Raw genomic sequence first — 13,113 nt, 5'->3', positions numbered from 1 at the left:
CGGCGCGGAGTCCGCCGCTCCGCTCAGGGGGCGATCGGCAGCTGTCGCTTGTGCTCGGTGAGCTCGTAGCGGCGGACGATCGCGTCGAAGGCGGCCTCGTCGACCGGCTTGCCCTCCAGGAAGTCGTCGATCTCGTCGTACGTGACGCCGAGCGCGTCCTCGTCGGGCTTGCCCGGGTCGAGGGTCTCCAGGTCGGCCGTGGGGACCTTCCGCACCAGGCCGCCCGGGGCGCCCAGCTCGGCGGCGACCGCGCGGACGCGCCGCTTGGTCAGACCGGTCAGCGGGACGACGTCGGCGGCGCCGTCGCCGAACTTGGTGAAGAAGCCGGAGACGGCCTCGGCCGCGTGGTCGGTGCCGACGACGAGGCCGTCGTGGGCGCCGGCGACCGCGTACTGGGCGATCATCCGCTGGCGGGCCTTGATGTTGCCCTGGACGAAGTCCTGGTGGTGGGCGTCGCGGAAGGCGACGTCACCGGCGAGGCAGGCCTCCAGGGCCGCGTCGCTCGCCGCCTTCACGTCCACGGTGAGGACCTTGTCGGGGCGGATGAAGTCGAGGGCGGTCTGGGCGTCCTTCTCGTCGGCCTGGACGCCGTAGGGCAGGCGCATCGCGTAGAAGACGGCGTCGTGGCCGGCGGCGCGGGCGCGCTCCACGGCGAGCTGGCAGAGCCGGCCCGCGGTGGTGGAGTCGACGCCGCCGCTGATGCCGAGCACCAGGGCGCGCAGTCCGGTGGTGGTGAGCCGCTCGGTGAGGAAGGCCACCCGGCGCTCGATCTCCACCGCCGGGTCGAAGGTTTCGGACACCTGGAGGTCCCGGGCGATCTGCTGCTGGAGGGCGGTGGACGCCGGGTCGGTCACGTGAGGTCTCCTCGTCGGGGGTCGTTCGCTCGTACGGGCCGTGGCGCTCGTCCGCGCGCACGGCTCGCACCGCTCGTACAGGGGCCGACTCTACGCACCGGGGCGCCGTGCCGTCGCCCCGCGCCGTCCCGGTGCGTTCCGGCAGGTCGGGCGGTACGCGCGGCGGTGGCGGCCGGTGCGGCGTGCCGGTCCCGTGGTGCGGATGTCCCGGTGCGCCGGATCCGAAACGTCAGGCGTGCCCGGGGCCGCGCAGGGCGCGGTCGAGGCCGTCCTGCGGGAGGCCGGTGAGGGCGCGGAGGAAGATCTCCTCGTAGGCGGGCTCGCCGATCGAGGCGCGGACCGTGTCCGTGTACTTCTCGTGCAGGGCCCGCAGGCCGGGCAGGCCGCGCCGGGGCTGGCCGGTGGAGCGCCAGTACGCCTCCCCGGTGCCGGAGACGTCCGCGGCGCGCTCGCCCTCGCCGGCCGCCGCGAGGGCGGTGGCCAGGACGTCGAGGCCGAGGGCGACGCCGAGGCTCGCGCCGAGGCGGCGGGTGCCTTCGAGCATGGCGCGGGCGTGCACGGAGGCGGTGGCCGGGTCGCCCTCCAGGAGGCCGGTGAGGGCGAGCTGGTACTCCAGGGCGGTGCGGGTCCAGTGCTCGTCGAGCTCCTCGCACAGGGCGCGCAGCCGGAGCGCCCGCTCCCGGGCCTCCGCGAGCCGGCCCAGACCGGTGAGGGCGAAGACCCGCACGAGGTGGCAGCGGAGCCGGGCGGCGGAGTCGGCGGGGCCGCCGCGGGCGGCGTCGAGGACGTGGCCCACGACGACGTCGGCGGCCGTCGGGCGGCCGGTGGTGAGGGCGAGGAGTCCGGCGAGGGCGGCGGCGTCGAGGGTGAGGTCGCCGGGCCGGTCGCGGCCCGCCCCGGTCCCGGCGGGCTCGGCGTATTCGGCGTGCCGGGCCTCGCGGGCGCACCGCTCGCTGACGTCCTGGGCGGGGCCGAACTCGCCCTGGAGCACCAGGGTGACGCCGAGGGCCCACAGGGCGCGGGCCCGGACGCGGCCGCGCGCCTCGCTGAGGACCAGGGCCTGTTCGAGGCCGTCGCGGGCCTCGCGGAGGCGGCCCCGGCAGGACCAGGCGAAGGCGACGGAGCCGACCAGGTCGAGGGCCGCGTCGGGGTCGGTGCGCAGCAGCCGGTCGAGGGCGGTGCGCAGATCGGTGTGGTGGGCGTCGACGGTCCGGTACCAGCGGAGCTGGCGGGCGCCGTGCCACTCGGTCTCGGCCCGGCGGGCCAGGCCCCGGAAGTGGGCGGCGTGCCGGTCGGCGACGGTTCCGGCCTCGCCGGTGCGGTCCAGCCAGGTCGCCCCGTACTCGCGGATCGTGTCGAGCATCCGGTGGCGCCCGCCGGCGTCGGGCGGGCGGACCACGGAGGAGCGGACGAGGCCGTCGAGCGCCTCCGGCAGGGTCGCGCGGTCCAGCGGGCCGCCGCCGCACACGGCGGTCGCGGACGCGAGGTCGAAGGGGCCCCGGAAGACGGAGAGCCGGGCCCAGAGGAGGCGTTCGAGCGGGGTGCTCAGCTCGTGGCTCCAGCCGATGGCGGCGCGCAGGGTCTGGTGGCGGCTCGGCCAGACGCGCTCGGTGTGGGCGAGCAGGTCGAAGCGGGCGCCGGGCGGGGCGTCGAGGCGGGAGCCGAGCTGGTCGCGCACGGCCTCGGCGCCCTGGAGGCGGATCTGGGCGGCGGCGAGTTCGAGGGCGAGCGGGATGCCCTCCAGACGTACGCAGATCTCCCCGGCGGGCCCGGCGGCGGGGAAGTCCTCCCCGGCGGCCCGGCGGAGCAGGGCCAGGGCGTCCGGTCCGGCGGGCGGCAGCGGGTCGAGGGCGATCGTCTCCTCCCCCGCGACGCCGAGGGGGCGGCGGCTGGTGGCGAGGACGGTGAGGCCGGGGGCGGCGGCGAGGAGTTCGGCGACGAGCCGGGCGCAGGGTTCGGCCAGGTGCTCGCAGGAGTCCAGGACGAGCAGCAGCCGGTCGTCGGCGAGGCGGCGGCAGAGGCCGGCGGCGGACGTGCCGGGGGTGTGGTCGGCGAGGTCCACGGAGTCGGCGACGAGGGCGACGAGAAGCCGCTCGCCGTCGAGCTGGCCGAGGTCGGTCCACCAGGCCCCGTCCGGGTACCGCTCGGCGGCCCGGTGTGCGGCGCGCAGCGCGAGCCGGGTCTTCCCGACTCCCCCGACGCCGGTCACGGTGACGAGGCGGTGCTCCGCCAACGCGGCGGAGACGCGCTCCAGTTCCGTGCGGCGTCCCACGAAACCGGGGTTCTCGTCCGGCAGATGTCCACGCACGGAAGCAGTGTCCCTCATCCTTCCCCCGAACGGGTGAGTGCGGCGGCTTCGTTACGCACCTACGACCACGGGCCCCTATGACCACGGGCGTCTACGACCACGTATGCCTACGACCACGTGTGCCTACGCCCCGCCCTCGACGGTCACGACGACCGAGTGCCATCCCTGGGCGCCGTCGGGCATCGTCTTGGTGCGCCGCTCGGGCTGGGTGGCGCCGGTGCCGTCGGTGGCGCGGACGGTGAGGGTGTGGCGGCCGGGGGTGGCCGTCCAGGGGTACGTCCACTGGCGCCAGGTGTCGCGGGTGTCCTCGGCGGCGAGGCGCGCCTCCTGCCAGGGGCCGTCGTCGACCCGCACCTCGACCCGGCGGATGCCCCGGTGCTGGGCCCAGGCGACTCCGGCGACCATGACGGTTCCGGCGGCGGGGCGGCCGAAGGGGCGGGGGGTGTCGATGCGGGACTGGGTCTTGACGGGGGCCTCGGCGGCCCAGCCGCGCGGGACCCAGTAGGCGTCGTAGGCGTCGAAGGTGGTGAGCTCGATCGACTCGATCCACTTGCAGGCGGAGACGTAGCCGAACAGGCCGGGGACGACCATGCGGACGGGGAAGCCGTGCTCGAAGGGCAGGGGTTCGCCGTTCATGCCGAAGGCGAGGAGCGCGTCGCGGCCGTCCATGACGTCCTCGACGGGGGTGCCGATGGTCATGCCGTCGACGGAGCGGGCCACCAGCTGGTCGGCGGGTCCGCCCTCGGAGGGTGGGCGGACCCCGGCCTCGCGCAGCAGCTCGGCGAGGGGGACGCCGAGCCAGCGGGCGTTTCCGACGTACGGGCCGCCGACCTCGTTGGAGACGCAGGCCAGGGTGATGTCCCGCTCGACCGTCCGCCGGGCCATGAGGTCCCGCAGGGTGAGGGTCAGCTCCTCGCGGACGCCCGCGCCGTGGAGGCGCAGGCGCCAGCGGTCCGCGTTCACCTTGGGGACGACGAGCGCGGTGTCGACCCGGTAGAAGTCCCGGTTGGGGGTGGTGAAGGGACTGATGCCGGGGACGGCGAGCCGGGCCCCGGCGGGGACCGGGGGTGCCGGGGACGCCGGCCGGGGCAGGCGCAGGGCCGCCCGGGAGGCGGCCGCGTTCTCCTCGGCGGGCGAGCCGACGGCCCGGCCGAGGGCGGCGGCGCCGGTCGCGGCGAGGCCGGTGGTCGCCGCGACAAGGAGGAAGCTCCTGCGGTCCGCGCGGGCGGCCCGGGTCCCGGTCCCTGCACCGGCCGCGCTCTCGCTCTCGGCACCGGGCACGCTCTCGGTCCCGCCCCCGGCCCCGCTTCCGGTCCCGCTCCCGACCTCGGCCCCGCTTCCGGCCCCGCCCCCGACCCCGGCACCAGCACCGGCCGTGGTCACGGCGCCCGGTCGCGGGGCGAGGAGCCGGCCGATCAGGACGTACAGGAGGAGCGCCCCCGCGGCGGCTCCGACGAGGGAGGGGACGGCGTCGACGGCGGACTCCGAGTCCGGGCGGGTGACGGCGGCGAGTGCCCCGAGGACGCCGAAGGCGCCGACCGCCGCCGAGCCGAGGACGCGGCGGCGCAGCGCCAGCAGACCGATCCCGACGGCGAGGAGCGCGAGGAGGAGCAGGATGCCGAGCTGGAGGACCGCCTTGTCGTCCTCCCCGAAGGTCCGGATCGCCCAGTCCTTGAGGACCGCCGGGGTCCGGTCGACGACGGCGCCGCCGACGGCCACGACGGGGCTCGCCTCGGGCCGCACCCGGGAGGCGACGAGGTCCGCGACGGCCAGGGAGACGTACGCGGCGGCGAGGCCGCCGAGCGCGGCGAGGAGACGGTCGGTGCGGGTGGCTTCGCGGACGGGCCGGAGCGTGTCCCTGGTGGCGTTCATGCTGAGTACTTCGCCACGGATCGCCTCGCGGATGGGTGCTTTCGGGGTGTCCTCGGGGTCCCTTCACCCGGGGGAGGGACCCCGGCCCGTCAGCCGTGACGGGGCGGGCCCTGAGGGGCGTCGGGGAAGACCCCCACCCACGGCCGCAGCTTCTCCGGGTTGCGGACCACCCAGATCCGGGCGACGCGCCCGCCGACGACGTCGAACGCGGCCACGGTCGCGACGACGCCGTCACGCCGGGCCACCAGGCCGGACGCGCCGTTGACCGACCGCTCCAGGAGTTCGAGCCCGGGGGCCCTGTCGGCGATGGCGACCATGTACCGGGCGATCCGCGTACCGCCCTCGACCGGGCGCAGGACGGTGCCGACCATGCCCCCGCCGTCGGCGGTCATCACGGCGTCTGGGTCGAGGAGATCGACGAGGGCGGGGACGTCCTTGCTCTCCCACGCCTCCTTGACGCGTCTGACGACGTCGGGCCGCCCGGTCGCCGGCACCGGGCCGGACGCGGTGTCCACCCGCCGCCGGGCGGAGGAGGCCAGTTGCTTGCAGGCGGCGGGGGTCCGGCCGAGGACGCCCGCGATCTCGGCGAACGGGTACCGGAAGACGTCGTGCAGGACGAACGCCACCCGCTCGGCGGGCGTCATCGACTCCAGGACGACGAGGAAGGCCATGGCCACCGACTCGTCCAGGACGATCCGGTCGGCGGGGTCCCCGGGGCCGGCCGGGGAGCCCGCGCGGTCCCACTCGGCGCGGTCGGGCAGCGGCTCGGGCAGCCAGGCGCCGACGTAGCGTTCGCGGCGGGCCCGCGCCGAGCCGAGCAGGTCCAGGCAGATGCGGCCGGTCACCGTCGTGAGCCAGGCCCCCGGGGACAGGATCTCCTCCCGCCGGCTGCCCGGCAGCCCGTACCAGCGCGCGTAGGCGTCCTGTACGGCGTCCTCGGCCTCGGTCGCCGAACCGAGCAGCCGGTAGGCGACGTTGATCAGCCGTCCCCGTTCACCGGCCGTGCCGTCCATGCCGTCCGTACCGATCCCGGCAGTTCCCATGCCCAGGCCGCCCCCGTCCCGTCTTCCACGGTCCCCGCCTTACCTTTCGCGGGCCCGCGTCGTCGAACAGGTGAGACCTTATCGATCCACTGCCCGAGGGCGGGAAGCCCGGGGCGGAAAAGGGGACTGTGACATGGCCACCCAGGTGACGGCACACGCAGAGCGCGGCTTCTCCTTCCTGAGGACCGCGATCGTCCTGCAGACCCTGACCCTCTTCCTCCAGGCGGTCTCCGCCGGGCTGCTGCTGACCTCGTCGGCCGGAGGGACGCTGCACGACGTCGGGGCCCGGGTGATGTACGGGGCGACGATGCTGTACCTGCTCGCGGCGGTGCTCGCGTGGAAGCCGGGCGGCGGCTCGGTCCGGCCCGTCTGGCATGCGTCGGGCTTCCTCGTCCTCGCCTCGGTCCAGGTGGTGGTCGGCATCGCGCACGTCCCGGCGGTCCACGTCCCGCTGGGCGTCCTGATGTTCGGTCTGAGCGTGCTGGCCCTCGCCCGGCGCTGAGGCCCCGGGCCGGCCGCCGCGTCAGGGCTTCCCCGGGCGGTCCCCGTGCTCGCCTGGTACGGCCAGTTCCTCCACCGCGTCCGCCCCGACGACCGCGCCCGTGGACCGCTTGCCGCGCCGCAGGCGGCCTTCGAGGCGGGAGGCGAAGGCGGTGAGCGCGAAGTTGAGGAGCACGAAGATCACGGCGACGACGGTGAAGCAGGCGATCGTGTTGGCCCCGTAGTTGGCGCTCGCCGGGCGGACCGAGGCGAGCAGTTCGGAGAAGCCGAGCATCGCGCCGCCGAGCGCGGTGTCCTTGACGATGACGACGAGCTGGCTGACCAGGGCGGGCAGCATGGCGGTGACCGACTGCGGCAGGAGGACGTACGCCATGGTCTGGCCCTTGCGCATTCCGACGGCCTTGGCCGCGTCGGTCTGTCCCGTCGGCAGGGAGAGGATGCCGGCGCGGACGACCTCCGCGAGGACGGAGGCGTTGTAGAGGACGAGGCCGGTGACGACGGCGTACAGGGGGCGGGTGTCCGGGCTGATGTCGGTGAACTCGGAGTAGGCGGCGTTCGCGAAGAGCATCAGGATGAGGACGGGGATCGCCCGGAAGAACTCGACGACGGTGCCGGCCGCGCCGCGCACGGCACGGTGGTCGGAGAGGCGGGAGACGCCGAGGAGGGCGCCGAGGGGCAGGGCGATCACCATGGAGAGGGCGGCGGCGATCACGGTGTTCTTCAGGCCGGGCAGGAGGTACGTCTCCCAGACGCGGGCGTCCGTGAAGAAGGGCTCCCACTTGGACCAGGCGAGCTGGTCCTTGTCGGCGAGGCTCGCGATCACCCACCCCGCGACGGCGGCGAGCGCGACCAGGAAGAGGAGGGTCCACAGGAGGTTGCGCCGCCGGGCGCGCGGCCCGGGGACGTCGTAGAGGACGGTGGGGGTGTCCTTCCGCGGCCGTCCCCGTCCGCTCCGGGCGCTCATCGTCTCACCGCCACCTTCTTGGCGACCCAGCCGAGGAACAGGCCGGTGGGCAGGGTGAGGCAGAGGAAGCCGACGGCGAAGATCGCGGAGATCAGGATGAGCTGGGCCTCGTTCTCGATCATCTCCCGCATCAGCAGGGCGGCTTCGGCGACGCCGATGGCGGCGGCCACGGTGGTGTTCTTGGTGAGGGCGATGAGGACGTTGGCGAGGGGGCCGACGACGGAGCGGAAGGCCTGCGGGAGCACGACGAGCCGCAGGACCTGGGGGAAGTTCAGGCCGATGGCGCGGGCGGCCTCGACCTGTCCGAGGGGGACGGTGTTGATGCCGGAGCGGAGCGCCTCGCAGACGAACGCGCTGGTGTAGGCGGTGAGTCCGAGGACGGCGAGGCGGAAGTTGATGGTGGTGAACCGTTCGGCGCCCATGTCGACCCCGAGGGTCTGGAAGAGGCCGAGCGAGGTGAAGACGATGATGACGGTGAGCGGGATGTTGCGGACGACGTTGACGTAGACGGCGCCGAAGCACCGCATGAGGGGGACGGGGCCGACCCGCATGGCGGCGAGCAGCGTCCCCCAGACCAGGGAGCCGATCGCGGAGTAGACGGTGAGCCGCACCGTCACCCAGAAGGCTCCGAGCAGGTCGTACCCCTGGAGGAAGTCGAACACGGCGGTCCGCTCACTTCACGACGACGCCGATCTTCGGTGCGGGTTCGCTCTGGTAGCCGGCCGGGCCGAAGTTCTTCTTCACCGCCGCGTCCCAGGAGCCGTCGGCGACCATCTTCTCCAGGGCCGTGTTGATCCTGTCCTTGAGGTCGCTGCCCTTCTGGACGCCGATGCCGTAGTTCTCGTTGCTCATCTTGAAGCCGCCGAGCTTGAACTCGTCCTTGAACTCGCTCTGCGAGGCGTACCCGGCGAGGATCGAGTCGTCGGTGGTGACGGCGTCGATGACGCCGTTCTCCAGGCCGGTCAGGCACTCGGAGTAGCCGCCGTACTCCTGGAGCTGGGCGTCGGGGGCGAGCTTCGTCTTGACGTTCTGCGCGGAGGTGGAGCCGGTGACCGAGCAGAGCTTCTTGTCGTTCAGGTCGGACGGCTGCTTGATCGAGTCGTCGTCGGCACGGATCAAGACGTCCTGGTGGGCGAGGAGGTAGGGGCCGGCGAAGTCGACCTTCTGGGCCCGTTCGTCGTTGATCGAGTACGAGGCCGCGATGAAGTCCACGTCGCCGCGCTGGAGCAGGGTCTCGCGGTCGGCGCTCTTGGCCTCCTTCCACACGATGGTCGACGGGTCGTGGCCGAGTTCCCTGGCGACGTAGGTCGCCACGTCGACGTCGAAGCCGGTGTACGTGCCGTCGGGGGTCTTCAGGCCGATGCCGGGCTGGTCGAACTTGATGCCGACGGTGATCTCGTCCTCCCCGTGGTCACGGGGGACGGCGGCGTTCGCGAATCCGGCGGAGGTGAGGGAGAGGACGACGGCCGCGGCGGCGGCCGTGAGGGACCTGCCGGTCCTGAGCGGGTTCATGAGGATCACCCCAGGGGGTCTTTCGGCCGGGCCTCGGCCCGGTGCTTGCTCAGTGGTGGAGGATCTTGGAGAGGAAGTCCTTGGCGCGGTCGCTGCGCGGTGCGGTGAAGAACTCCTCCGGGGTCGTCGCCTCGACGATGCTCCCGTCGGCCATGAAGACGACCCGGTGGGCGGCGGAGCGGGCGAAGCCCATCTCGTGGGTGACGACCACCATCGTCATGCCGTCCCGGGCGAGTTGCCGCATGACCTCCAGGACCTCGTTGATCATCTCGGGGTCGAGCGCGGAGGTCGGCTCGTCGAAGAGCATCACCTTCGGATCCATGGCGAGGGCGCGGGCGATGGCCACGCGCTGCTGCTGGCCCCCGGAGAGCTGGGCCGGATATTTGTCCGCCTGCGAGGCGACCCCGACCCGGTCGAGGAGTTCGCGGGCCCGTTCCTCGGCCGTCCTCCGGTCCTTCTTGCGGACCTTGATCTGTCCCAGGGTGACGTTGCCGAGGACGGTCTTGTGCGCGAAGAGGTCGAAGGACTGGAAGACCATGCCGACGTCGGCCCTGAGGGCGGCCAGTTCGCGTCCCTCGGCCGGCAGGGGCCGTCCGTCGACGACGATCTCGCCCGCGTCGACGGTCTCCAGGCGGTTGACCGCCCGGCACAGCGTGGACTTCCCGGAGCCGGAGGGTCCGACGACCACGACGACCTCGCCCCGGTGGACCGTGAGGTCGATGGAGCGCAGGACGTGCAGGGTGCCGAAGTGCTTGTCGACCCCGCGCAGCACCACGAGCGCGTCACCGCCGTCCGGGACGGGCATGGCACCCTCCTGGGTCACGCCTCCGCTTGCCGGCTCCCTCCTCACGTTCATGCTCCGCCCTCCGCCCGGCCCGCGCACGCCGGGCGGGGACGGGCCGGACGGAGGGTCGTACGGAGGGCGTACGAAGGGGGCGTACGGAGGGTGAGCGGGCGTTCCGGGGGCGTGACGGCGGGCGGATCCTGCGCGCGCGGCGGCTCCTTGGCCGACACTGGGGGTGGGAGTCGAGTGTCCGAGGAGGGTCCGCCATGAGCAGTGCCACGCCCAAGGTCAGCACGTTGCCCCCGGAGCACCGGGAACGCCTGATGGCCTTCGCCGAGGACGTGTACTTCGAGTCCGGTCACCGCCTCTTCGAGGAGCACCAGCACGCCGACCGGTTCTGGATCGTGAAGACGGGCGCGGTGACGCTCGACGCGCGGGTGCCGGGGCGCGGGGCGCCCGTGATCGAGACGCTGCACCACGGCGAGCTGGTCGGGCTCTCCTGGATGTTCCCACCGTACCTGTGCCAGTCGGGGGCCGAGGCGATGACGCCGGTGCGGGCGTACGAGTTCAACGCCCCGGCGGTCCGGTCGATGTGCCGCTCCGATCCGGAGTTCGGCGCCTCGGTCCTGTTCTGGCTGGGCTCGATCCTGGCGCACCGCCTCCAGGTGACCCGGGTCCGGCTCCTGGACCTGTACGCGCCGCACGGGAGCGGGATCATGGCCTGAGGCCGGGCGGGCGGGGCCGCCCCGGGGCGGTGCCGGACCGGGCGGTACGGTGGGGGCGCACCGCTGATCCATCGTACGCGCGATCCGTTCGTACACGTGATCCATCCGTGTGATCCATCTGTACGAGCGATCCGCCCGTACGCGTTCCCCGTAGGCACCGGCGACCGGCTGCGAGGCCCGCATGACCGATCCGACGACGGCACGCGGGGCGATCGCCCTCGTGACCGACGAGTTCACCGAACTGCCCTTCGACGAGGGGCCCCTGACCGGCGACGGGCCGATCGGCTGGCCCGGTTACTCCGCCGCGCACGCCCGTGCCGCCGCCCGGACCGGCGAGACCGAGTCGGTGGTCTGCGGGACGGGCACGGTGGGCGGGGTGAAGGCGGTCCTGATCTCCTTCGAGTTCGGGTTCCTGGGCGGTTCCCTCGGGGAGCGGACGGGGGCGCGGGCCGTCGCGGCCCACGCCCTGGCCCGGGCGCGGCGGCTGCCCGTGGTGGTCCTGCCGGCCACCGGCGGCAGCCGGATGCACGAGGGGATGCGGGCCCTCCTCCAGCTCCAGAACCTGGCCCGCGAGTCGGAGCTGACCCGGGCCGCCGGGCTGCCGCAGATCGCGGTCCTGCGGGATCCGACGACCGGCGGCGGCTGGGCCACCCTCGGCGCGGGCTCCGACGTCGTCCTGGCCCTGCCCGGCGCCCAGGTCGCGTTCGCCGGGTCCCGGGTGCGGCCGCCGGACGCGGATCCGGCCGCGTACACCGCGGAGGCGCAGCTCGCGCACGGGCACGTGGACGCGATCGTGCCGCCGGAGGCGCTGCGCGCCGCCCTCGGGCGGTGGCTGTCCCTGCTGACCCGCCCGGCGAAGGGTCCGGTGCCGCCGCCGTACGCGCTCGGGGATCCCGGCGCGGCGCCCGCCGCGAGTGGCCGGGAGGCCGTGGCGCGGGCCCGGCATCCGGACCGGCCCCGGGCCGGGGCGTACCTCGACGCCCATTTCACCCTCCGCGAGGAGATCTCCGGGGACCGCTGCGGCGGTGTCGACCCGGGTGTGCGGTGCGGCTTCGGGCGGCTGCCCGACGGGCACACCGTCGCCTACGCCGCGCAGTGCGGCACCGCGACCCGTCCGGCCGGCTTCCGCACGGCCGCCCGGCTCGTGCGCCTCGCGGGCCGCCTCGGCGTCCCGGTGCTCACGCTGGTCGACACCCCGGGGGCCGCGAACGACGCGGAGGCGGAGCGCTCGGGCGCGGGCAGCGCGATCGCGGACCTGTTCGCGGCCGTCGCGAGCGCGCGCACCCCGCTGACCTCGCTGCTCGTCGGGGAGGGCGGCTCGGGCGGGGCGCTGGCGCTCGCGGCCCCGGGGAACACCTGGGTCACCCCGGACGCGTACTTCTCCGTCATCGCGCCCGAGGCGGCCGCCGCCATCCTGAAGCGCGCGCCCGGGGAGGCCGGTGAGACCGCCGACCAGCTCCGGCTGCGGCCCCGGGACCTCGTCGACCTCGGGATCGCCCGGGGCGTGGTGGGGCCCCGACCGGCGTCGTAGGGAACGTGCGCGGAAGTGCATGACCGCGAGGGGAGCGGGCAGGGGCGATGTAGCGGGTGTCCGGGCGGACGAGCGCCGGACGACACCGTGAACGACGGAGGTGACGTCATGGTTCCCCTGCTCCTCGTCCTCCTGGTGATCCTGGTCCTCTTCGGCGCGGGCTTCGCGGTCGACGTGCTCTGGTACATCGCCATCGCCCTGCTCGTGCTGTGGGTGCTCGGCTTCTTCATGCGCAGCGGCAGTGGCCGCTGGTACCGCTGGTGAGTCCCCGGTGAGCGGAGGCGTTCTTCGTGGCGTGGCCCGGACGGTGACCGTCCGGGCCACGCCACGAGGACCGTTCAGCGGGCCGGGCCCGTCACTTGCCCAGGGCCTTCTTCAGCTCCGCCTTGTCCATCGAGGAGCGGCCGTGGACGTTGCGGCGCTTGGCCTCGGCGTAGAGCTGGTCGTACGTCGGTCCCTGCGCGCCGCTGTGCGCGTTCTTGCCGCCCCGGCGCGCGGAGGACATGTCCTGCGTGGAGCTCTTGCTGGCGGTCTTGGACTCGCCGCTCCGGGCCCGCTCCTTGTTGACCGTGCGCGCGGCGATCTCCTCGGCGCGCTTCTCGCTCTCGCCCCGGTCCAGGGCGCTGTCCTTGATGTGCTCGTACTGTCGCTCCCGCTTGGGGCTCGATCCGCGCGGCATCGTTCGCTCCTCTCGGCCGGAGACGGGTTCGTCTCCTCGCTGCACGGCTTCCCCGAGAAATCGTGCCAAACCCCTTGATACGGGGCATCCTGATTCAAGACGTTTGACCGGCGGACCCGCGCCGTCGCCCTTTTCACGGGGTCGGGGCAGGTCCCGTGAACCGTCGAAGGAGCCCCATGTCCACCCCCCGCGTTCCGTCCGTCACCCTCGGTCACGGCCCTGAGGTCGCCGGGAATCCGGAGGCATCGATGCGCCGGACGGCCCTGGACGGACTGCCCGAACTCACCCGCCCCACCACCGTCTCCACCGACGACGCCCAACCCCTCTCCGCCGCCCTCCT

13 protein-coding genes are annotated in these 13,113 nt (G+C 74.1%); 4 read left to right on the top strand and 9 right to left on the bottom strand.

The window, feature by feature from the left end:
- Nucleotides 1-23: 23 nt before the first annotated feature.
- The 4 genes from nadE to sigJ all read right to left on the bottom strand — a co-directional run bounded on the left by nadE (nucleotide 24) and on the right by sigJ (nucleotide 6,077).
- Nucleotides 24-854, bottom strand: coding sequence for an ammonia-dependent NAD(+) synthetase (gene nadE, locus ACIQD7_RS24560; protein WP_402444242.1), 831 nt, complete (start codon nucleotides 852-854; stop codon nucleotides 24-26).
- Nucleotides 855-1,083: 229 nt separating this feature from the next.
- A complete protein-coding gene (locus tag ACIQD7_RS24555) occupies nucleotides 1,084-3,180 on the bottom strand; it encodes an ATP-binding protein (protein WP_402444240.1) in 2,097 nt (698 codons plus the stop codon).
- Nucleotides 3,181-3,285: 105 nt separating this feature from the next.
- Nucleotides 3,286-5,034 (bottom strand): molybdopterin-dependent oxidoreductase, encoded by a 1,749-nt coding sequence (locus ACIQD7_RS24550; protein ID WP_402444239.1) that lies wholly within the window; start codon nucleotides 5,032-5,034, stop codon nucleotides 3,286-3,288.
- Nucleotides 5,035-5,123: 89 nt separating this feature from the next.
- Nucleotides 5,124-6,077: an RNA polymerase sigma factor SigJ gene (sigJ, locus tag ACIQD7_RS24545; protein ID WP_402444237.1), complete on the bottom strand. Its 954-nt coding sequence runs from the start codon at nucleotides 6,075-6,077 to the stop codon at nucleotides 5,124-5,126.
- Between the two features lie 133 nt (nucleotides 6,078-6,210).
- On the opposite strand from sigJ, the gene ACIQD7_RS24540 reads away from it, so the two are divergent.
- On the top strand, nucleotides 6,211-6,579 hold the full coding sequence (locus ACIQD7_RS24540) for a hypothetical protein (RefSeq protein ID WP_121833751.1): 369 nt from the start codon (nucleotides 6,211-6,213) through the stop codon (nucleotides 6,577-6,579).
- Nucleotides 6,580-6,600: 21 nt separating this feature from the next.
- Here ACIQD7_RS24540 and ACIQD7_RS24535 read toward each other — a convergent pair whose 3' ends face one another.
- From ACIQD7_RS24535 to ACIQD7_RS24520, 4 genes are read right to left on the bottom strand one after another with little or no spacing between them, the layout of a single operon-like run.
- The gene (locus ACIQD7_RS24535; protein ID WP_402444235.1) at nucleotides 6,601-7,542 is read right to left on the bottom strand and encodes an amino acid ABC transporter permease; all 942 of its coding nucleotides are present in this window, start codon (nucleotides 7,540-7,542) and stop codon (nucleotides 6,601-6,603) included.
- Complete coding sequence (locus ACIQD7_RS24530) at nucleotides 7,539-8,204, bottom strand: amino acid ABC transporter permease (protein WP_402444233.1); 666 nt, start codon at nucleotides 8,202-8,204, stop codon at nucleotides 7,539-7,541. Before ACIQD7_RS24530 ends, ACIQD7_RS24535 begins: the two co-directional genes overlap by 4 nt.
- A gap of 10 nt (nucleotides 8,205-8,214) precedes the next feature.
- Nucleotides 8,215-9,063 carry a glutamate ABC transporter substrate-binding protein gene (locus ACIQD7_RS24525; protein WP_402444231.1) on the bottom strand — a complete coding sequence of 283 codons (849 nt, stop codon included), beginning with the start codon at nucleotides 9,061-9,063 and terminating at the stop codon, nucleotides 8,215-8,217.
- 40 nt (nucleotides 9,064-9,103) lie between these two features.
- Nucleotides 9,104-9,859 carry an amino acid ABC transporter ATP-binding protein gene (locus tag ACIQD7_RS24520; RefSeq protein ID WP_402444229.1) on the bottom strand — a complete coding sequence of 252 codons (756 nt, stop codon included), beginning with the start codon at nucleotides 9,857-9,859 and terminating at the stop codon, nucleotides 9,104-9,106.
- 245 nt (nucleotides 9,860-10,104) lie between these two features.
- Between ACIQD7_RS24520 and ACIQD7_RS24515 the strand changes: the two genes are divergently transcribed.
- The 3 genes from ACIQD7_RS24515 (at nucleotide 10,105) to ACIQD7_RS24505 (ending at nucleotide 12,358) form a co-directional block, all read left to right on the top strand.
- On the top strand, nucleotides 10,105-10,563 hold the full coding sequence (locus tag ACIQD7_RS24515; protein ID WP_121833748.1) for a Crp/Fnr family transcriptional regulator: 459 nt from the start codon (nucleotides 10,105-10,107) through the stop codon (nucleotides 10,561-10,563).
- A 181-nt stretch (nucleotides 10,564-10,744) separates the two neighbouring features.
- Nucleotides 10,745-12,094: a carboxyl transferase domain-containing protein gene (locus ACIQD7_RS24510; protein WP_402444227.1), complete on the top strand. Its 1,350-nt coding sequence runs from the start codon at nucleotides 10,745-10,747 to the stop codon at nucleotides 12,092-12,094.
- Between the two features lie 108 nt (nucleotides 12,095-12,202).
- Nucleotides 12,203-12,358: a hypothetical protein gene (locus ACIQD7_RS24505; RefSeq protein WP_062760470.1), complete on the top strand. Its 156-nt coding sequence runs from the start codon at nucleotides 12,203-12,205 to the stop codon at nucleotides 12,356-12,358.
- 91 nt (nucleotides 12,359-12,449) lie between these two features.
- Here the strand turns inward: ACIQD7_RS24505 and ACIQD7_RS24500 are convergent, their stop codons facing one another.
- Entirely contained in the window at nucleotides 12,450-12,773 is a 324-nt protein-coding gene (locus ACIQD7_RS24500) for a plasmid stabilization protein (RefSeq protein WP_121834057.1), read from the bottom strand.
- Between the last annotated feature and the right edge of the window lie 340 nt (nucleotides 12,774-13,113).

It is taken from the genome of Streptomyces sp. NPDC093071, from assembly GCF_044754545.1.
GTDB lineage: Bacteria > Actinomycetota > Actinomycetes > Streptomycetales > Streptomycetaceae > Streptomyces.
The sequence above is the reverse complement of the archived record's forward strand: the minus strand, read 5'-3'. Positions and strand labels throughout refer to the sequence as shown.